The following is a 19,534-nucleotide window of genomic DNA, read 5'->3' as shown; positions in this document are numbered from 1 at the left end:
CCGACCAGAGAGACCGCGTCCGATCATGAGTTCGCTGACTACTTCCCCCGCGGCCGCGCCGCGCGCCACCCCCCGTCCCTCCGGCGGCGGCCTGCCCGGCGCCGTGGCCGCCGAGTGGACGAAGCTGTGGTCGCTGCGCTCGACCTGGTACTTCCTCCTCGCCGCCGCGGCCGTGATGGCCGTGACGGCCGGGTGCATCGGCACCGTCTCGCACGATGCCACGGCCTCGGTGGCCCGACCGGCGACGCTCGCGACCGTCTACGGCGTCGAGTTCGTCGTCGCGGCCCTGGCGATGCTCTCCGTCACCGGTGAGTACGCCACCGGCAGCATGACCAACACCCTCCAGTGCGTGCCCAACCGGGCGCGCATGCTGGTGGCCAAGAGCATCACCCTGGGCGGCGTCGCCTTCGGCGTGGGCGTCGTGCTGGCTGTGCTCGGGGTGGCCACCGGCGGTGCGGCCATGGACGCCGGCACCTTCGAGATGTCCTACGTCGCGGGCCAAGTGCTGGCCATCGCCGTGCACTTGGCGCTGCTGAGCGTGCTGACCATCGGGCTCGCCTCCATCCTGCGGAGCTCGGCCGGTGCCATCACGGCGCTGTTCCTGCTGCTGCTCATCGTGCCGATGATCCTTCAGTCGATTCCCGCGGACTTCTTCACCGACCTGACGCAGTTCCTGCCGCAGGCGGCAGGCACGCAGTTCATGGCGGACGAGGCCGAGCTGTACGGGCCCGTCGCCGGGCTGTTGATCCTCATCGCCTGGGCCGCCGCGTTCCTGACCGCGGCCACGGTCGTCCTGCGCCGCCGCGACGCCTGAGCGTCGTGGCCACAAGCCGGCTGGGCCGGCGCCTTACTCCCCCGGAGGCGCCGGCCCAGTCCGTTCCTCGAAGCGAGGGCTTCGAGGGGCCGCTCAGTCGTCCTCGTCCACCAGGCCCGCCTCGTGGGCGAGGACGGCGGCCTGCACCCTGTTGCGCACCTGGAGCTGACCGAGCACGGCGCTCATATAGCTCTTCACGGTGCCCTCGACGACATGCAGCCGCTGGGCGATCTCCGCGTTCGACAGCCCGGCCCCGACGAGCGCGAGAACCTCGCGCTCCCGGTTGGTGAGCACCTCGATCCGGTCGCGGGCCGCGGCACCGCGCCGCATACGGCTGCCGGCGGAGCCGGAGCTCAGTTCGCCGATGACCCGGTGGGCGACCTTCGGTGAGAGATAGGCGGCGCCACCGGCCACGGCCCGTACGCCCGCCAGCAGTTCGCGCGGGTCACCGGACTTGAGCAGGAACCCGCTGGCGCCCTCGCCGAGCGCACGGACGATGTATTCGTCCTCGGAGAAGGTGGTCAGCATGAGAGCGGCGGTGCCCGGCACGGTCCGTTTGATCTCGGCCGCCGCGTCCAGGCCGCTCATCCCGGGCATCCGGACGTCGAGCAGTACGACGTCCGGATGCTGACTGCGAGCCAATTCGACGGCCTCCAAGCCGTTCGTCGCCTCCGCCTCGATCACCTCGATCTCGGGGTCCGTGGAGAGGACGGCTCGAACTCCGGCGCGGATCATGGCCTCATCATCGGCAAGCAGCACTCGAATCACGTGAGTACCGTACGAGTTTCATTGCCGGGACAGAATCGACGAAAGTAAGAAATGCTCAGACTGTCAGCGGGGATGTCAGGTGTGCGTACTTCCCCCGGTAGTAGAGCAATGGACCGACCGCGCCGTCGGCGCCGAGTCCACGCACATCCGCCGTGACGATGAGATGGTCCCCACCGTCGTATTCGGCCTGAAGTTCGCAGTCCACCCACGCCGCGACGCCGGAGAGCAGCGGCATTCCATGGGGGGAGAGGTCCCACTCCACCCCGCTGAACTTGTCGCCGCCGGACCGGGCGAAGCCATTGCTCAGCCCCTCCTGGCCGGCCGCGAGCACGTTGACGCAGAACCGCCCGGCGGCGCTGATGACCGGCCAGGTGGTCGAGGACCGGCTCGGACAGAGCAGCACCCGTGGTGGTCGCAGCGACAACGAGCTGAACGACTGGCAGGTGAACCCCACCGGGCCGTCCGGGCCGAGGGCTGTCACGACGGTTATGCCGGAACAGAAATGTCCCATTACTGACCGAAACTCCTGAGGGTCGATCCCCTCCGGAGCCACGGCATTGGCGACGGCTTCACGCACTGTCGCTCCTTCCTCCCGTTGAAGGGAAATGATACCGATTGGCTTTCACCCGGACAGTGCTACCGGGAACCGAATTCCAGCCAGCGGACCACAGCCCGAGGCCGGTCCGCCCGCCCCGATTCACGCGGGATTCACACGGCGCACACCGAGCGCGCCGATACTCAACCAAGAGAAACCAAAAGGGAATCGCCATGTCCGACACCGGCAGCACCACGCCCGCCGCCTCCGTCCCGGCCACCCGCACCGCGATACCGCGCCGTCTTCTGATGTGCTCCCCGAGCCACTACGACGTCACCTACTCCATCAACCCCTGGATGGAGCCCGAGAAGCCGGTCGACGGCCGTCTCGCCCTCGCCCAGTGGGAGCGGCTGCGCGACCTCTACCGCGAACTCGGCCACACCGTCGACGTCATCGAGCCGGTCGGCGGCCTGCCCGACATGGTCTTCGCCGCGAACGGCGCCACCGTCATCGACGGCCGGGTCCTGGGCGCGCGCTTCCGGCACATGGAACGCACCGCCGAGGGGCCCGTCTACCTCTCCTGGCTCCGGGAGCACGGCTTCGGCGAGGCGCACTGGCCGGAGCACATCAACGAGGGGGAGGGCGACTACCTCCTCGCCGGCCGCCGGCTGCTGGCCGGCACCGGCTTCCGGACCGACCCCCGCTCCCACGCCGAGGCCCAGGAGTTCTTCGGCCTGCCCGTCACCGGCCTGACCCTGGTCAACCCCCGCTTCTACCACCTGGACACCGCCCTCGCCGTGCTCGGCGACGACGAGATCATGTACTACCCCGCCGCCTTCTCCCCGGGCAGCCGGGCGGCCCTGCGGGAGATGTTCCCGAACGCCCTGCTCGCCACCGACGAGGACGCTGCCGTCTTCGGCCTCAACGCCTTCAGCGACGGCCGCCATGTGCTGCTGCCCGAGGCCGCCACCCGCCTCGCCGCCGCGCTGCGGGAGCGGGGCTACGAACCGATCGGCCTCGACCTGTCCGAACTCCTCAAGGCCGGCGGCAGCGTCAAGTGCTGCACGTTGGAGCTGCGCACCGGCCGCACGGCCACCTGACGAAGGTCAGGGGTACCCGCTGCCGTTTGTGCAGTGCGCCATCCGGCGTACCGCTCCTACGGTCGTTCCACAGGGGGTCAACGCCCCACGGAGGACCGCGAAGCAGGGCAGCGGACGATCGCCGCCGGTACCGAATGCCCACTGAATGGAGATCAGGACACTCATGCTCTCGACATCCACCGCGTCAGCGGCAACCACCTCGTACGTCACCTCCATCGCGGACACCACGCAGCAGATACGCGCCGCCCAGCGGCTGCGCTACCAGGTATTCGGCGAGGAGATGGGCGCCACCCTCCAAACGCCCCTCGCCGGCCACGACATGGACGCCCACGACGACCTCGCCGACCACCTCATCGTCACCGACACGACCACGGGCGAGGTGGTGGGCACCTACCGGCTGCTCCCGCCCGGCCGCGCCGAACACTCCTACTCGGACAGCGAGTTCGACCTCCGCGCACTGGACGGGCTGCGCCCCTCCATCGTCGAGGCGGGCCGCTCCTGCGTCCACCCGGACCACCGCAGCGGCGCCGTGATCAACCTCATGTGGTCCGCGCTCGCCCGCTACGTCCTGCTCTCCGGCCACCGCTACCTGGCCGGCTGCGCCTCCGTGCCGCTGGCCGACGGCGGGCAGGCCGCCTCCAGCGCCTGGCTGCTCGGCACCGCCAAGCACTCCTCGCCCACCGAGCTGCGCGTACACCCGCACCGCCCCTGGATGCCCGCCGACCTGGAGGCCGTGCACCCCAGCTACGCCGACCTCCCGCCGCTGCTCCGCGGCTATCTGCGGCTCGGCGCGTGGATGTGCGGCGCGCCCGCCCACGACCCCGAGTTCGACGTCGCCGACTTCTTCGTGCTGCTCGACATGGACCAGCTGAACGACCGCTACCGCCGCTACTTCCTGGGGGAGACCCGATGAACCCCTGGGCCGTGGACGCACGGTGCACCCCCGGCTGCGCCACGCACGCCGCGCCGCGCGTACCGATGGCGGAGATGGTCCGCCGCTACGCCGCCCTGACCTACGAGCTGACCCGAGGCGTGGCCAAGGGCGAGCGGCTCGCCGAGTTCGAGACGCTGCGCGCCCAGGCCCGGGGCATGCTCACGGCGCTCGGCATACGGCTGGAGGCGGCCCCCGAACCGCTGAGCGTCAGCGGGCCGCACGGAGTCGGCACGCTCATCGTCGCCAACCACGTCTCCTGGCTCGACATCATCGCCGTGCTCGCCGTCGAACCGGCGACGCTGCTGGCCAAGCGGGAGGTGGGCGGCTGGCCGCTGATCGGCACGCTGGCCCGGCGGATCGGCACCCGGTTCATCGACCGCGAGGGGCTGCGGGCGCTGCCGGGCGCGGTCGCGGAGCTGACCGGGACGCTGCGCGCCGGCCGGTCCGTGGTGGTCTTCCCGCAGGCCACCACCTGGTGTTCGACGTCCGGCGGCCGGTTCCGGCGCGCCACCTTCCAGGCGGCGGTCGACGCGGGCGCGCCCGTACGGCCGCTGACCATCGACTACCGCCAGCACGGCGCGCCCAGCACGGTGGCGGCCTTCCTCGGTGACGAGGACTTCGGCACGTCGCTGCGCCGGGTGGTCAGCGCCGGCGGGCTCAGCGTGCGGGTCACCGCGCATCCGCAGCTCGCCCCCGGCGCCGACCGGCGCACCCTGGCCGCCCGTACCCGGTCCGCCGTGTGCGGCACGGAGTTGCCCGCCCATGTTTGAGCTGTTCGACCGGCTGGTCGAGCTGTTGCAGTCCACCCTCGACTCCCCCTGGCTCTGGGTGATCGTCTTCCTGGTGGCCGGTCTGGACGCCCTGCTGCCGCTCATGCCGAGCGAGACGACCGTGGTCATGGTGGCGGTCCTGCTCGGCTCCGATCTGCCGCAGCTCGCGCTGCTCGCCGCCGTCGCCGCGGGGGGCGCGCTCACCGGCGACTGCCTCAGCCACGGCGTGGGCCGGTGGCTCGGGCCGCGGGCGGTCGCCCGGCTGATGCGCGGCGAGAAGGGCCGGCAGCGCTACGAGTGGGGCCGCGGCATGGTCGCCCGGCACGCCACGACGCTGGTCGTCGCGGCGCGCTTCCTGCCGGGCGGACGGGTCGCCTCCGGGCTGTCCACCGGCAGCCTGGGATTCCCGCTGCGCCGCTTCGTCACGCTGGACGCGATCGGGGCCGGCCTGTGGGCGGTCAGCAGCACGGCCATCGGCTTCATCGGCGGGGCCAGTTTCAGCGACGAACCGGTGAAGGGGCTGCTGCTGGCGTTCGCCCTCGCCCTCCTGGTCGTCGGGGCCATCGAGTCGGCGCGCCGCGTCCGCGCGCGCCGGGGCGGCGCGGGCTCCGTGCCGCTGCCCGACGCACGGGCCGTGACCGGCGGGCCGCGGGCCGCCGACCCCGCGGCCGGGTCCGTCGCGGAGGCCGTCGCGAATTCCGACTGACCGACCGCCCGGCGCGTCGAATTCCGGATTCCAGTAATCCGGTTGTCCGTGCCGGGCCGGTCCGCACCATGACGGTGCGGCAGCTGTGCGGGGCCGGGAATACGGAATCATCCGTCCCGGCCCTTCGGCATGCCCGGTGCCACCCTTGCGAATCCACCTGGATTCCGGTAGGGGCACGCGGGGGCAATGCCGCCGACGCGTCCCCGTACTCGGCAGTGGAATCTGCTGTGACCGTTCAAGGGGACCTTTGACTGTTCTTGATCTAGTGGGTAGCGTCGAACCGCTTTGGTGCGCATCGGCATTGACTGCCAAATGCGCGCGGACCGGAGCGCGGTCTTGGCTTACGCGGTCCTGACGGGGGATGGTGGGCGAGTTGCGTGCGATGCGCTGTCGGCCGGGCGGATATCCGAGCCCGGTTCACGCGGCCTTTAGCGGATTCTCAGCCATTCGGTGACGGAACCGATTGGATAATGTCTGGCCCGTCGGTCGGAAGGCCCGTGACCGATTATTTCCGCGTGGTCCGTCGCCCTCGTTTTTCGCGTGGGTCGGCGCCCTCGTGTTTTCTGTTCGCCCCGAATTCGCAGGGAGCTTTCATGGGGGCAACCATGCCTATGTTCCAGGAGATCACCGAGGCGCAGATGATGCCGCGGCTCGTGCGTCTCGGCCCGAATCTGTACGGGGCCGTCTTCACGCTGATGAAGCTGCTGCCGGCCCGCTACATCCTCCGCCGCGCCATGGAGCGCGGTGACCTGGACCGGGACACCGTGATCACGGAAACGACGTCGGGCACCTTCGGGCTCGCCCTGGCGATGCAGGCTGCCCTCATGGAGCGGGACCTGATCCTGGTCAGCGACCCGGCCATCGACGCCAACCTCTTCCGCCGCCTGGAAGACCTCGGGGCCCAGGTGGAGATCTGCCCGGAACCCGCGCCCACCGGCGGCTTCCAGGAGGCCCGGCTGCGCAGACTCGCCGAGATCCGCGCCGAACTGCCGAGCAGCTTCTGCCCCGAGCAGTACACCAACCCCGACAACCCGCGGTCGTACGCGGTCGTCGCCGAGCAGCTCACCCAGACGCTCGGGAGGATCGACTGCGTCGTGGGCCCCGTCGGCTCCGGCGGCTCGATGTGCGGCACCGTCCGCACCCTGCGCGAACAGACCCCGCACACCCGGGCGATCGGCGTCGACACCCACCGCAGCGTGCTCTTCGGCCAGCCCGACGGCCCCCGCGCCCTGCGCGGCCTCGGCAACAGCCTGTGGCCCGCCAACCTCGACCACACCGTCTTCGACGACGTCCACTGGTGCACCGCCTCCGAGGCGTACGCGGCCACCCGCCGCCTCCACGCCAAACACGCCCTCTTCCAGGGGCCGACCAGCGGCGCCGCCTACCTCGCCGCCCAGTGGTGGGCCCGGCGCAACCCCGACTCGCTGTGCGTGGTGATGCTCCCCGACGAGGGCTACCGCTACCAGGCCACCGTCTACGACGACGCCTGGCTCGCCGAGAACGGCCACGCCGGCACCGCGATGCCCGCGGAACCCGTCGAACTCACCCGCATCGACCAGGCCCAGGACCGGTGGAGCCACCTCGCCTGGCGGCGCAGCCCGTACGGACACATACCCGGCGCCGTCGCCATGACCGCCGACCCGCGGAACGCCGAGGCGCTCTCATGAGCGGTACGGGCCGGCTCACCGCCACCCTCGGCGCGCGCACCCAGCGCGTGGTCTACGGCGACCCCACTCCCGCCGAGACCAGCCGTGAACTCGGCTTCACCACCACCATCGACCTGGCCCACGTCGTCATGCTGACCGAACGGGACCTGCTGCCCGCCCCGGCCGCCGCGGCCCTGCTCGACCACATCAGCCGACTGCGCGCCACCGGCTTCGCCGAACTGCTCGGCCAACCCGCCCCCCGCGGCCTCTACCTGATGTACGAGAGCCACCTGGTGGCGGCCCTCGGCGCGGACATCGGCGGCAAGCTGCACACCGGCCGCTCCCGCAACGACATCAAGGCCACCATCACCGCGATGCGGCTGCGCACGGAACTGGCCGAGCTGCTCGGCCAGGTGCTGCGACTCCAGGGCGTACTGCTCTCCCGCGCCAGGGCGTACCGGCACACCGTCATGCCGGTCTACACCCACTTCCAGCCGGCCATGCCCATCACCTACGGCTACTACCTGGCCGGCATCGCGGTCGCCCTCGACCGGGACATCGACGCCCTGCGCCACACGCTGGCCGGGCTCGGCCGCTGCCCGCTGGGCGCGGGCGCCGTCGCCGGTACGGACCTGCCCATCGACCCGGCCCGCACCGCCGGCCTCCTGGGCTTCGACGCGCCGCCGCTGCACGCCGTGGACGCCGTCGCCAGCCGGGACGGCGTCCTGCGGGCGCTGGCCGTCATCAGCGGCGCCGGCATGACGCTCAGCCGGCTCGCCACCGACCTCCAGCTGTGGAGCACCCAGGAGTTCGCCTTCATCGAGTTCCCCGAACGGCTCGTCGGCGGCAGCTCGGCCATGCCGCAGAAGCGCAACGCGTTCCTGCTGGAGCACGTCAAGGCCAAGGCGGGCGTGGCGCTCGGCGCCTGGACGGCGGCGGCCGCCACCATGAAGTCCACTCCGTTCACCAACTCCATCGAGGTGGGCACCGAAGCGGTCGGCCCCGCCTGGGGCGCCCTGCACACCGTGACCGAGTCCGTACTCCTGGCACAGGTGCTCGTGAGCGGCGCCCGCCCCGCGCCGGAGCGGATGGCCCAGCGCGCCGACGAGGGCTTCGTCACGGCCACCATCCTCGCCAACAGGCTGGTGAGGGAAGGCGTACCGTTCAGGACCGCGCACCATGTCGTCGGCGCCGCCGTGCGCGAGGCCGTCGAGACCGGCGCCACCGAACTGCGCCTGCCGCCGGACACCCCCGGCGCCGGGAACGCCTCGCTGCCGCCGCTCGGCGAAGTGGTCGCCGAGCACGACCGCGGCGGCGGCCCGGGCATGTTCGACACCGCCTTCACCACCGTGCGCGGACGCCTGGCCGAACACGGCGACTGGCTGCGCGGGCACCGGGAGCGCCTCGACGCCGCCCGGCACGAACTTCTGACGTCCGTCGGCAAGCTCATCGACGGCGCGGAACCGACGGGGCGGACCGGAAAGGCACGCGATGAGTGACACCCGCGGCGAACGGCAGTGGTTCGCCTTCCTGGAGAGCAACACCACGGGCACCGGACGGCAGTTCTGCGCGGCGGCCGCGGCACGCGGCACGCGCCCGGTGCTGCTGGCCCGCGACCCCGCCCGCTATCCGTACGCGGCGGAGGACGGCATCGAGACCGTGGTGCTCGACACCGGGGACTTCGACGCCGTCCAGCAGGCGTGCGAGCGGCTCGCGGCCGAGGCCGGGCTCGCCGGGGTCGCCTCCAGCTCCGAGTACTTCGTGGCGCCCGCCGCCCGGGTCGCCGCGAAACTGGGGCTGCCCGCCGCCGACGGCGACGCCATCGCCCGCTGCCGCCGCAAGGACACCCAGCGCGATCTGCTCGCCGCGGCCGGCGTGCCCTCGCCCGAGTACCGCTCCGTCGGGGAGGTCGCCGAAGCCCTCGGCGCGGCCCGGGAGATCGGCTACCCCGTGGTGCTCAAACCCGTCAGCGGCTCCGGCTCCGTCGGCGTGAAGCTCTGCCGCGACGAGGAGGAGACGCGGCAGTGGGCGGACCGGCTGCTGTCCCGGACGGGCGACGAACGGGGCACGCCCGTACCCCGCCGCCTGCTGGTCGAAGCGGCCGTCGACGGACCGGAGTTCTCGGTGGAGACCTTCGATACGGACGTGGTGACCGTGGTCGGCAAGCACCTCGGGCCCGAGCCCTACTTCGTCGAGACGGGCCACGACGTGCCCGCGGCCGTCCCCGAGGACGTACGGGCCGCCCTCGCGGGCACCGCCGTACGGGCGCTCGCCGCCCTCGGCCTCGGCTGGGGCGCCGCCCACACCGAACTGCGCTGGTCCGCCGCGGGGCCCGTGGTGATCGAGGTCAACCCGCGGCTGGCCGGCGGCATGATCCCCGCCGCCGTCAAGGCGGCCACCGGCACGGACCTGGTGGACGCGGTCATCGCCCGCGCCTGCGACGGACCCCTCCCGGCGCCCGGCCCCGCGGCCGGGCACGCCGCCGTCCGCTTCCTCATGGCGCCCGGGGCCGGCCGGGTCACGGCCGTCGGCGGGCTGGACGAGGCGGCGGCCGGCCCCGGCGTCGTCCTGGCCCACGCCACCACGGCCGCCGGGAAGGCCGTGGGCATCACCCACTCCTTCCTCGACCGGCTGGGCTACGCCGTGGCCGCCGGCCGGGATGCCGAGGAGGCCGCGCGGCGCGCCCGCGCGGCCGTACGACTGATCAGGATCGAGATGCGGGCGACGGTACGGGACGAAGGGGGCGGCGGGCAGTGACGGAGAACGCGAGCCAGGGGGTGCCCACCAGCGCCCCGCGGTGGACGGCGCCCCGCGCGCACGGCCACGGGACCGGCGAGCACCACGGCCGGATACCCGAGGAACTGGTGGCGGACCTCCGCCGCGCCGCCACGCGGCTCGGCGTCGATCTCGCCGCCCTGCTGCTCGCCGCGCACGCTCGGGTGCTGGCCACCGTGACGGCGGAACACGAGCTGATCATCGGTCAGGTACGTGCCGCCGGCACGGCTCCGACCGCGCTGCGGCTGACCGTCGCCAACTCGACATGGGCCGAACTGGTGCAGCGCGTAGGGGAGTCGGCGGACGGCCGGGGTGCGGGCCCGGCTGTGGCGGCCGAGATCGTCTGCGATCTCACCGGCCTCGAAGACCCCGGCTCCGAGACCGGGCCCGTCGAGGGGCCGGGCGGTCTCTTGGGCGGCATCCCGGGCGACGGAGCGCTGCTGCGCGTCGCCTTCGCCCGGGACGGAGCCGGGCTGGCGCTGCGCGTACTCTTCGACCGCGCCACGCTGAACGAGGAGTACGCCGCCCGCCTGACGGGGTATCACCTCAGCGCGCTGCGCCTGCTCGCCGCGGCCCCCGACGCCCCGCACCACCGGCAGAGCCTGCTCTCCCCGGCCGAGACGGAGACCCAGCTCTACGGTCTGTCCGGGCCCCGGGCTGGGCTGCCGGAGGGGACGTTCGTGGACGTCTTCGAGGAGCAGGTCCGTACCGGCCCCGATCGGGTCGCCGCCGTGCACGGCGCGGTCCGGTGGACGTACGGCGAACTCAACGCCCGCGCCAACCGGTACGCCCACGCCCTGATCGCCGCCGGAACCGGGGCCGAGGACGTGGTGGCCGTGGTCATGGACCGCGGCCTCGACTGGATCGCCGCGGCCCTGGGCGTCTTCAAGGCGGGCGGCGTCTACCTGCCCGTACACCCGGACTTCCCGGCGGAACGGATCGCCGGTCAACTCGACCGCAGCGACTGCCGGCTGGTGCTCGCCGAACCGTCCGCCGAGGCGCGCGTACGGGAGGCGGCGGCCGGCCTCGACCAGCCGCCGCGCATCCTGCTCGCGTCGCAGGCGGGCCTCCGGGACAGCACAGGAGGCGCAGGAGCGGACGCCGCCGAGAACCCCGGGGTCGCCGTCGCCCCCGGCCAGGCGGCGTACATCTACTTCACGTCGGGTTCCACCGGCGCCCCCAAGGGCGCGCTGTGCGAGCACGCGGGGCTGCTCAACCACCTCTATATGAAGATCGAGGACATGGGCATGACGGCGGGCGGCGGCGAGGTGAGCGCGCAGACCGCCGCCCAGTTCGTCGACATCTCGCTGTGGCAGTTCGCCGCGCCGCTGCTGGTCGGCGGCAGCGCCCGGGTCGTGGACACCGACACGCTGCTCGACGTCGACCGGTTCCTCGACGAGCTCGTGCGCGGCGCGGTCACCGTCGCCCAGGTCGTCCCCTCCTACCTGGAGGTGCTGCTCGCCCACGTGGAGCGGCACCCGCGGCCGCTCGACGGCCTGCGGGCGCTGTCGGTGACCGGCGAGACGCTGCGGCTGGAGTCGGCGCGGCGCTGGTTCCGGGCGTATCCGCACATCAGGCTGGTCAACTCCTACGGGGCCACCGAGGTCTCCGACGACACCATGCACGAGATCCTGGACCGCGCGCCGGAGGGCGACTTCGTCTCGGTCGGCCGGGCGCTGCGCAACGTCAACGCCTATGTGCTGGACGAGAATCTGGCGCTGGTGCCGCTCGGCTCGCCCGGCGAGATCGCCTTCTCCGGAGTCTGCGTGGGCCGCGGCTACATCAACGACGAGGAGCGGACCCGGCAGGCGTTCGTCCCCGATCCGTTCCGGCCCAACACCCGGATGTACCGCACGGGGGACTTCGGCCGCCGGCTGCCGGACGGGCGTATCGAGTACCTCGGGCGCCGGGACGAGCAGGTCAAGATCCGGGGCTTCCGCATCGAGATCGGGGAGATCGAGAACCGGCTGCTGGCCATGGCGGGCGTGCGTGACGCCGCCGTGGTCATCGAGGGCGCGGCGAGTGGCCCCCGCAACCTCGTCGCCTTCTTCACCGGCGGCGAGGAGCTGTTCGCCGAGCGGCTGCGCGACTTCCTCGCCGCATCGCTGCCCGACTACATGGTGCCCACCTACTTCCACCGGCTGCGGCGGCTGCCGCTGACCGAGAACGGCAAGGTGGACAAGAAGGCGCTGACCCGGCTGGCCGGCACGCTCGGCCACGGCGGCGCGCCCTACGTCGCGCCGCGCACCCCCACCGAGCAGCGCCTGGCCACCCTCTGGGCGGAGGTGCTGAACGCCCCGCTGGAACGCATCGGCAGGGACGACGACTTCTTCGAACTGGGCGGGTCCTCGCTCGCCGGGGTGCGGCTCGTGGTCCGGATGGACCGGGAGCTCTCGCTCAAACAGCTCGTCCGGTACCCGGTGCTCAGCTCCCTCGCGGCGGCCCTCGACGGAACGCACCCCGGGGGCGAGGGGGCGGCCGCGGACGGTCTGCTCCAGCCGCTGTCCCGGGTCGGCGCCGCGCACCACAGTCTGGTCTGCTTCCCCTACGCGGGCGGAAACGCCGTCAACTTCCGCGCACTCGCAGCTGAGTTGGAGCGGGACGGCATCGCCGTGTACGGGGTCGAGCCGCCCGGGCACGATCTGGCCGGCGACGGTGAGTCGCTGGCCGACGTGGCGGAGGTGGCCCGGCGGGTGCACGCGGAGATCGTGGCGCGGATCGGCACGCCCCTGCTGCTGTGGGGGCACGGCGAGGGCGCGGCGGCGGCGCTGGAGACGGCGCGGCTGCTGGAGGCCGGCGGCCGGCGGGCGGAGCGCGTCTTCATCGGGGCGCTGCTGCTGGAGGAGATCGACGACCTGCGCCGCGAGATGCGGACGGTCGAGGACGCCGACAACCGCACCCTCCTCGCGCGGCTGCGCTCCGAGAGCGCCTACGTCGAACTCGACGGCCTCAAGCCGGAGCGCGCCGAGGTGGTGGGCTCGGCGTACCGCCATGACGTGCTGACGGCCAATCGCCATCTCATCACCGTCCGGCAGAACGCCGAGCGGTACGGCATCAGTTCCGCGGTGGACGTCGTCGTCGCCCAGGACGACGCGACGACCAGCGGGTTCGGCGAGCGGCACGGTGAGTGGAAGCTGGTCGCGGACACCGTGCGGCTGCGCGAACTCGCCCAGGGCGGGCGGTATTTCGTACGGGCGTCACCGGCGGACAGCGCGGCGCTGGTACGGGCCGCGTGTGAGCGGCCGCGGCATACGACGGTGTGACGCCCCGGCGGATTCCAGGGTTCCTGGCGCTGCCGGGGGTTGAGGCGATCGCAGCGACCCAGCGAGGTTCGCAGGCATAGGGAGATCTTTATGACGATGACGGGGGAAGTCGCGCTCACCGGGGGGCACCGCACCGGTGCCACCGGCATGAGCTCGACGTTCGGAACGTTCGGCGAGCTGCTGCAAGGGGTGCTGCCGGAGGACGACGGTGACTTCCTGGTGACGCTGCCGGTGGCCCGGTGGACGTCGGTCACCTTCCAGACGTACCCGGACAGCGACGGGCTGCACGTATGGCCGCCGCACAAGAAGAAGGCGCTGCGGCTCGTCTCGATGATCATGGACGAGGCCCCGGGCCCCAGCGGCGGCCTGCTGACCATCGACAGCATGCTGCCCGAGGGCAAGGGGCTGGCCAGCTCCTCGGCCGACCTGGTGGCCACCGCCCGCGCGGTGGGCAACGCCCTGGACCTGCCGATGCCGCCGCGCCGCATCGAGCGGTACCTGGCCCGTATCGAGCCCACCGACGGGGTGCTCTACCCCGCCGTCGTCGCCTTCCACCACCGCAGCGTGCGGCTGCGGGCGCGGCTGGGCTCGCTGCCGTCGATGGCCGTGGTGAGCATCGACGAGGGCGGCGCGGTGGACACGGTGGACTTCAACCGGATACCCAAGCCCTTCACCGCCGCGGACAAGCGGGAGTACGCCGGGCTGCTGGAGCGGCTCACCGGCGCGGTGGCGCGGTGCGACCTCGCCGAGGTGGGCGCGGTCGCCACCCGCAGCGCGCGGATGAACCAGGCGCTGCGCCACAAGAAGTCGCTCGACGCGATGATCGCCGTCTGCGAGGAGATGGGCGGACTGGGCGTGGTGGTCGGCCACAGCGGAACGACGCTCGGCATCCTCCTGGACACGGCGGACCCGGCGTGCGTGGGCCGGCTGGCCGCCGCGGCGCAGGCGTGCGAGGAGTTGGCGGGGAACGTCACGGTGTACCGCACACTGAGCTTCCACTAGCTCCCCAGGGCCTCTCGTTCAGCGGCGGTTTCTAGGGGCCCTCGCGCGGACCGGGCCCGGCCGGAAGCGGCGCTCCGGGCGTCCGGGCCCCGCGGCCGGGGTATCAGCCATTCGGTCCTTCGGGACGGCCGGTCCGGCGGCCGGTGAGCGTCCCCGGTGCGAAGAGATGCGAAGGTGCCCCCATGGCCAGCAGACGATCCGTCTTCCACCTCGGCAGCCTCGCCCTCGGCGTGTGGGCGCTGTCGTCCCCCTTGGCGTCGGCGGTCGGCGCGCACGAGTCCGGGCCTGCGCGCGGGGGCCGGGTGCCCGCGACGGAGCTCGGGGCCGGTGCGGCGTGCGCGGTGCCGCCCGGTCACGACGCCGAGGTCATCCGGATCGTCCACCGGGTCGGCGGCGAGCTGGACGTCGGCGGCAAGGTGATGCTCGCCGGGTTCGAGGCCGGCTGGGTCGAGTCGCACATGAACAATCTCGCGTGCGGCGACCGCGACTCCGTCGGCGTCTTCCAGCAGCGCCCGAGCCAGGGCTGGGGCACGCCCGAGCAGTGCATGGACGTGGCGCACGCCGCGAACTCGTTCTTCACCCGAGCGGTCACCGTCGCCGGTGACCACCCCGACTGGACCGCGGGCCAGGTCGCCCAGGAGGTTCAGCGGTCCGCGTTTCCCGATCGGTACGACGAGGCCGAGGCCAAGGCCCGCGCGCTCCTCGACGAGGCCGGAGGGGCGAGCGGCGGCCGCGAGCGCTGACCCCGGCCCCGGCGGATCGGGCTACGGCCTCGGCGGCTCGGGCCACGGGCCCGGCGGCTCGGGTTACGGCCCCGGGACCGATCCCCGCCCCGAGCGGTCCCCGGCCGGGGGACCCTCGCCCGGCGACGCCCACCCCCGGTGATCCTCTGGTCAGAGCGTCACCTGCTGTACGGAAAGCGGCCGTCCGGCCGCCTGCTCCCCGGCCCCCGCCGAGAGGCGGACCGTCGCGAATGGCCGAACCATGGGTAGGAGCCCGCGAAACCGAGCAGGAGACAGATCATGACGCGACCCAGGATCCTCATCGTCGGCGGCGGCTTCGCCGGAGTCGAGTGCGCCCGCAGGCTGGAGCGCACCCTGGCCCCTGGAGAGGCGGAGATCGCCCTCGTAGCACCCTTCAGCTATCAGCTCTATCTGCCGCTGCTGCCCCAAGTGGCCTCCGGGGTGCTCACCCCGCAGTCGGTCGCGGTCTCCCTGCGGCGCGGGCTGCGGCGCACCCGGATCATCCCCGGCGGCGCGATCGGCGTGGACGGCACGGCCAAGGTCTGCGTCATCAGGAAGATCACCGACGAGATCGTCAACGAGTCCTACGACTACATCGTGCTCGCCCCCGGCTCCGTCACCCGGACCTTCGACATCCCGGGCCTGACCGAGTACGGGCGCGGCATGAAGACCCTCGCCGAGGCCGCGTACGTACGCGACCACGTCATCGCCCAGCTCGACCTCGCCGACGCGGCCACCGACGAGGCCGAGCGTGTCTCGCGGCTCCAGTTCGTCGTGGTCGGCGGCGGCTACGCGGGCACCGAGACCGCCGCCTGCCTCCAGCGCGTCACCACCGCGGCCGCCGCCCGCTACCCCCGCCTGGACCCGAAACTCATCAAGTGGCACCTCGTGGACGTCGCGCCCAAGCTGATGCCCGAACTCGGCGACAAGCTCGGCGCCGACGCCATGGAAGTGCTCCAGCGCCGCGGCATCGAGATCTCCCTCGGCGTCTCCGTCGCCGAGGCCGGACCCGAGACGGTCACTCTCACCGACGGCCGCGAACTGCCCTGCCGCACCCTGATCTGGACGGCGGGCGTCGCCGCCAGCCCGCTGGTCGCCACCCTCGACGCGGAGACCGTACGCGGCCGGCTCGCCGTCACCGACCGGATGACGCTGCCCGGCTTCGACGGCGTCTTCGCCCTCGGCGACGCCGCCGCCGTGCCCGACATCGCCAAGGGCGACGGGGCCATCTGCCCGCCCACCGCCCAGCACGCGCAGCGCCAGGGCAAGGCCGTCGCCGACAACCTCACCGCCACCCTGCGCGGCGCTCCACTGCGCCCGTACGTCCACAAGGACCTCGGCCTGGTCGTCGACCTCGGCGGCAAGGACGCGGTCTCCAAGCCGCTGGGCGTGGAGCTCAAGGGCATCTCCGCGCAGGCCGTGGCCCGCGGCTACCACCTGATGGCGCTGCGCACCAATGTCGCCAAGATCCGCACGGTGACCAACTGGCTGCTGAACGCCACCGCCGGCGACGACTTCGTACGCACCGGCTTCCAGACCCGGCGCCCCGCGACCCTGCGCGACTTCGAGTACACCGATGCTTACCTGACCCCTGATCAAGTGCGGGAACACACCAAGGCCATGACGGCACATCACTGACACCTGACGGATCGTGGCGAGGGGATCGCGGTGAGCGGCCCCCTCCCGCCGGGCCGCACGGCGCCCCTTGGGCGGGGCGGGGGCCGGAAACGGATGCGGGTGGCCCTGGTGTGCCGGGCGGGCCCGGCCGGTGGCGCGCGGGCACCCCCTGAGACCGGCCGTGGCCGCCCGCCGCCTGGCCGCCCGCCCGCCGCGCCGTCCGTCCGCCCGCCGCGCCGCGTAGCCCCTCGCCCCGGCCGTCGCGTTAAAAATATGGGTAAATATGGGCAAGTGCATCAAATGATGACAGAGTGGGCTCATGGTTGATCGGGGAGCGACGCCGGCCGCCGTATCGCTGCCGGGCGACTGGCCCGCGCACCCGGACCTGACGCTGGCCCTCAACCGCATGGGCACCTTCGACTGGGACCTGGACAGCGGGCTCATGCACCTGGACGCCGCCGCCCTCGCCGTCTTCGACCTCACCCCCGAGGAGTACGACGGCAACCCCGACACCCTCTCCGCCCGCGTCCAGCTCACCGAGTCCGCCCGGCTCGACGGGCTCGTGGCGCGGGCCCTCAAATCCGGCGGTGCCTCCTACGGGGCGTACTTCCGCGTCCAGCGCCGCGACGGCACCCCCCGATGGGCCCACACCCAGGGTCACATCCGCCGCGACCCCGACGGCCGCCCGCACCGCATCCTCGGCGTCGTCCGCGACGCCACCGCCGAATTGGCCCATTCGGTGGAACGCCGCGACGCGCCCACCCGGCGCCGCCACCAGAGCGCCGTCGTCGAACGGACCACCGCCGCCCTCGCACACGCCAGGACCGTGCAGGACGTCATCGACGTCCTCAGCGATTCCCCCGGCCTGGAGCGGCTCGGCGCCGACAGTCTCGTCGTCGGCCTCGTCGAAGGCGGCCGCATCCACCTGATCGCCGAGGGCCCCACGGACAGCTTCGTACCCGGCACCCGCTACACCCGGATCGACGACAACTACCCCATGAGCGAAGTGGTCCGGACCCTCGCGCCCCGCTTCATCGAGTCCCGCGAGGACTTCGCCACCTCCTACCCCGAGCTCTGGGAGCACATCGAGGCGCTCGAACTCTCGGCCGCCGCCTATCTGCCCCTGATCGCCCAGGCCCGCCCCATCGGCGCCCTCGGCCTGCTCTACCGCGACCGGCAGGGCTTCACCCACGAGGAGCGCACCCTCCTCGTCGCCCTCGGCAGCAGCATCGCCCAGAGCCTGGCCCGCGCCATGCTCTTCGACCAGGAACACGACCTCGCCGAGGGCCTCCAGCAGGCGATGCTGCCGCGCCGCATCCCCGCCGTCCCCGGCGCGCAGCTCGCGGTGCGCTACCGCTCCGCGCGGCTCGGCCGGGACATCGGCGGCGACTGGTACGACGTCATCCAGCTGCCCGGCGGCCGCATCGGCGCGGTCATCGGCGACGTACAGGGCCACGACACCCACGCCGCCGCCGTCATGGGCCAGCTGCGGATCGTCCTGCGGGCGTACGCCTCCGAGGGCCACGCGCCCGCCACCGTCATGGCCCGCGCCTCTCTCTTCCTGCACGAACTCGACACCGACCGCTTCGCCACCTGCACCTACGCCGAGGCCGACCTGGCCACCGGGGCGCTCAGGCTCGTACGGGCCGGGCACATCGACCCGCTGCTGCGGCACACCGACGGCACCTGCCGCCGACTGCCGTTCCCGGGCGGACTGCCGCTCGGCCTCTCCGCCCAGTTCGGCCGGCTGGACTACCCCGTCACGGCCATGGAGCTGGACCCGGGGGAGACCCTCCTGATGTGCACCGACGGCCTCGTCGAACAGCCCGGCGCCGACCTGGACGACGGCTTCCAGTGGCTCGCCGGGGTCGTCCGCGACGGCCCGCACGACCTTCAGGAACTCGCCGACCAGCTGTGCGAGCGGGTCGACGAACGCGCCGGAGAGGACGACCTGGCCGTACTGCTGATGCGCCGCACGGGAACCGCCGCGCACAGCGGCGGACGGCTCCAGCAGCACATCGCCTCCGCCGACCCGGAGGCCCTGTCCGCCGCCCGGCACATGATCCGCGCGGCGGTACGGGCCTGGGGCGCGGGCGAGCGCGCGGACGACATCGAACTCGTCGCCGACGAGCTGATCACCAACGCCCTGCTGCACACCGACGGGGCCGCCGTGGTGACTGCCCGGATGCTCCCCGTCACGGGCGGCGAACGGCGGCTGCGCGTCGAGGTGGAGGACCGGTCGAGCGCCATGCCGCGGCGCCGGGAGCCCGGCGAGGCGGGGGTCTCGGGGCGCGGCCTGCTCCTCGTCGACGGGCTGGCCGACGTCTGGGGCGTGGAGTCGCGGGGCGCCGGCAAATGCGTGTGGTGCGAGTTCACCTGTCCGGAACGCGACCGCTGAGTTCCGGCGCCCGCCGCGCCGGGCACAGCACAATGGATGCCGGAGCCAAGGCCGTCACCGCCGCGCGTCCCGTGCCGCACCCCTCAGGAGGTCACCGGCCATGAACGAGCCGATCCGCCGATCCGACCCCACCGCCCCGCACCCCCGCGCCGTGGTCCTCGGCACCGGCCTCGCCGGTCTGCTGGCCGCCGCGGTCCTCGCCGAACACTGCGCCTCGGTCACCCTCGTCGACCGGGACCGGCTGGCATCAACAGCCGCCTCCCGCAAGGGACTTCCGCAAGCCCGCCACGCCCACCTGCTGTGGTCGGGCGGCGCACGCGTCATCGAGTCCCTGCTGCCCGGGACCACCGACCGGTGGATCGGGGCGGGCGCACGCCGCAGGCCCCTGCCCACCGACACCTCCGCCCCAACCACAAAGAGCGGGGTGCACCCAGCGGCGGAGACGCAATACCCGATGGCCTGC

Annotated in this window: 16 protein-coding genes; 14 read left to right on the top strand and 2 right to left on the bottom strand. The window is 72.9% G+C overall.

Going from position 1 to position 19,534, the window contains the following annotated elements:
* Window positions 1-25: 25 nt before the first annotated feature.
* On the top strand, window positions 26-814 hold the full coding sequence (locus tag AC07AB_RS04625; protein WP_478559980.1) for an ABC transporter permease: 789 nt from the start codon (window positions 26-28) through the stop codon (window positions 812-814).
* A 93-nt stretch (window positions 815-907) separates the two neighbouring features.
* Here AC07AB_RS04625 and AC07AB_RS04620 read toward each other — a convergent pair whose 3' ends face one another.
* Both AC07AB_RS04620 and AC07AB_RS04615 read right to left on the bottom strand, forming a co-directional pair.
* Window positions 908-1,582, bottom strand: coding sequence for a response regulator (locus AC07AB_RS04620; RefSeq protein WP_478559977.1), 675 nt, complete (start codon window positions 1,580-1,582; stop codon window positions 908-910).
* Window positions 1,583-1,637: 55 nt separating this feature from the next.
* Window positions 1,638-2,093 (bottom strand): flavin reductase family protein, encoded by a 456-nt coding sequence (locus tag AC07AB_RS04615; RefSeq protein ID WP_478559974.1) that lies wholly within the window; start codon window positions 2,091-2,093, stop codon window positions 1,638-1,640.
* A gap of 257 nt (window positions 2,094-2,350) precedes the next feature.
* On the opposite strand from AC07AB_RS04615, the gene ddaH reads away from it, so the two are divergent.
* The 13 genes from ddaH to AC07AB_RS04550 form a co-directional block, all read left to right on the top strand.
* On the top strand, window positions 2,351-3,217 hold the full coding sequence (ddaH, locus tag AC07AB_RS04610) for a dimethylargininase (RefSeq protein WP_478559970.1): 867 nt from the start codon (window positions 2,351-2,353) through the stop codon (window positions 3,215-3,217).
* A gap of 163 nt (window positions 3,218-3,380) precedes the next feature.
* Window positions 3,381-4,130: a GNAT family N-acetyltransferase gene (locus AC07AB_RS04605; protein WP_478559967.1), complete on the top strand. Its 750-nt coding sequence runs from the start codon at window positions 3,381-3,383 to the stop codon at window positions 4,128-4,130.
* Window positions 4,127-4,921, top strand: a complete 795-nt coding sequence (locus AC07AB_RS04600) for a lysophospholipid acyltransferase family protein (protein WP_478559964.1) — start codon at window positions 4,127-4,129, stop codon at window positions 4,919-4,921. Before AC07AB_RS04605 ends, AC07AB_RS04600 begins: the two co-directional genes overlap by 4 nt.
* Entirely contained in the window at window positions 4,914-5,627 is a 714-nt protein-coding gene (locus AC07AB_RS04595; RefSeq protein ID WP_478559961.1) for a DedA family protein, read from the top strand. Before AC07AB_RS04600 ends, AC07AB_RS04595 begins: the two co-directional genes overlap by 8 nt.
* A 605-nt stretch (window positions 5,628-6,232) precedes the next feature.
* On the top strand, window positions 6,233-7,294 hold the full coding sequence (locus AC07AB_RS04590) for a cysteine synthase family protein (RefSeq protein WP_478559958.1): 1,062 nt from the start codon (window positions 6,233-6,235) through the stop codon (window positions 7,292-7,294).
* Window positions 7,291-8,772 carry an argininosuccinate lyase gene (gene argH / locus AC07AB_RS04585; RefSeq protein ID WP_478559955.1) on the top strand — a complete coding sequence of 494 codons (1,482 nt, stop codon included), beginning with the start codon at window positions 7,291-7,293 and terminating at the stop codon, window positions 8,770-8,772. The genes AC07AB_RS04590 and argH overlap by 4 nt, the downstream gene beginning before the upstream one ends.
* A complete protein-coding gene (locus tag AC07AB_RS04580; RefSeq protein ID WP_478559952.1) occupies window positions 8,765-10,030 on the top strand; it encodes an ATP-grasp domain-containing protein in 1,266 nt (421 codons plus the stop codon). The genes argH and AC07AB_RS04580 overlap by 8 nt, the downstream gene beginning before the upstream one ends.
* A complete protein-coding gene (locus tag AC07AB_RS04575) occupies window positions 10,027-13,311 on the top strand; it encodes a non-ribosomal peptide synthetase family protein (RefSeq protein ID WP_478559949.1) in 3,285 nt (1,094 codons plus the stop codon). The genes AC07AB_RS04580 and AC07AB_RS04575 overlap by 4 nt, the downstream gene beginning before the upstream one ends.
* 90 nt (window positions 13,312-13,401) lie before the next feature.
* Complete coding sequence (locus AC07AB_RS04570) at window positions 13,402-14,313, top strand: GHMP family kinase ATP-binding protein (protein ID WP_478559946.1); 912 nt, start codon at window positions 13,402-13,404, stop codon at window positions 14,311-14,313.
* Window positions 14,314-14,495: 182 nt separating this feature from the next.
* Window positions 14,496-15,056, top strand: coding sequence for a hypothetical protein (locus AC07AB_RS04565; RefSeq protein ID WP_478559943.1), 561 nt, complete (start codon window positions 14,496-14,498; stop codon window positions 15,054-15,056).
* Between the two features lie 279 nt (window positions 15,057-15,335).
* Window positions 15,336-16,694 carry an NAD(P)/FAD-dependent oxidoreductase gene (locus AC07AB_RS04560; protein ID WP_478559940.1) on the top strand — a complete coding sequence of 453 codons (1,359 nt, stop codon included), beginning with the start codon at window positions 15,336-15,338 and terminating at the stop codon, window positions 16,692-16,694.
* A gap of 298 nt (window positions 16,695-16,992) precedes the next feature.
* Window positions 16,993-19,071: a SpoIIE family protein phosphatase gene (locus AC07AB_RS04555; protein ID WP_478559937.1), complete on the top strand. Its 2,079-nt coding sequence runs from the start codon at window positions 16,993-16,995 to the stop codon at window positions 19,069-19,071.
* A 100-nt stretch (window positions 19,072-19,171) separates the two neighbouring features.
* Window positions 19,172-19,534, top strand: a 363-nt coding sequence (locus AC07AB_RS04550) for an NAD(P)-binding protein (RefSeq protein ID WP_478559934.1), incomplete at its 3' end; no start/stop codon positions are given.

It is taken from the genome of Streptomyces sp. NPDC044033 (genome assembly GCF_056434425.1).
The sequence above is the reverse complement of the archived record's forward strand: the minus strand, read 5'-3'. Positions and strand labels throughout refer to the sequence as shown.

Coding starts and splice junctions, on each gene's coding strand:
- AC07AB_RS04625 (WP_478559980.1), top strand. CDS start 26: ATGAGTTCGCTGACTACTTCCCCCGCGGCCGCGCCGCGCGCCACCCCC.
- AC07AB_RS04615 (WP_478559974.1), bottom strand. CDS start 2,093: ATGGGACATTTCTGTTCCGGCATAACCGTCGTGACAGCCCTCGGCCCG.
- ddaH (WP_478559970.1), top strand. CDS start 2,351: ATGTCCGACACCGGCAGCACCACGCCCGCCGCCTCCGTCCCGGCCACC.
- AC07AB_RS04605 (WP_478559967.1), top strand. CDS start 3,381: ATGCTCTCGACATCCACCGCGTCAGCGGCAACCACCTCGTACGTCACC.
- AC07AB_RS04600 (WP_478559964.1), top strand. CDS start 4,127: ATGAACCCCTGGGCCGTGGACGCACGGTGCACCCCCGGCTGCGCCACG.
- AC07AB_RS04595 (WP_478559961.1), top strand. CDS start 4,914: ATGTTTGAGCTGTTCGACCGGCTGGTCGAGCTGTTGCAGTCCACCCTC.
- AC07AB_RS04590 (WP_478559958.1), top strand. CDS start 6,233: ATGCCTATGTTCCAGGAGATCACCGAGGCGCAGATGATGCCGCGGCTC.
- argH (WP_478559955.1), top strand. CDS start 7,291: ATGAGCGGTACGGGCCGGCTCACCGCCACCCTCGGCGCGCGCACCCAG.
- AC07AB_RS04580 (WP_478559952.1), top strand. CDS start 8,765: ATGAGTGACACCCGCGGCGAACGGCAGTGGTTCGCCTTCCTGGAGAGC.
- AC07AB_RS04570 (WP_478559946.1), top strand. CDS start 13,402: ATGACGATGACGGGGGAAGTCGCGCTCACCGGGGGGCACCGCACCGGT.
- AC07AB_RS04565 (WP_478559943.1), top strand. CDS start 14,496: ATGGCCAGCAGACGATCCGTCTTCCACCTCGGCAGCCTCGCCCTCGGC.
- AC07AB_RS04560 (WP_478559940.1), top strand. CDS start 15,336: ATGACGCGACCCAGGATCCTCATCGTCGGCGGCGGCTTCGCCGGAGTC.
- AC07AB_RS04555 (WP_478559937.1), top strand. CDS start 16,993: ATGGTTGATCGGGGAGCGACGCCGGCCGCCGTATCGCTGCCGGGCGAC.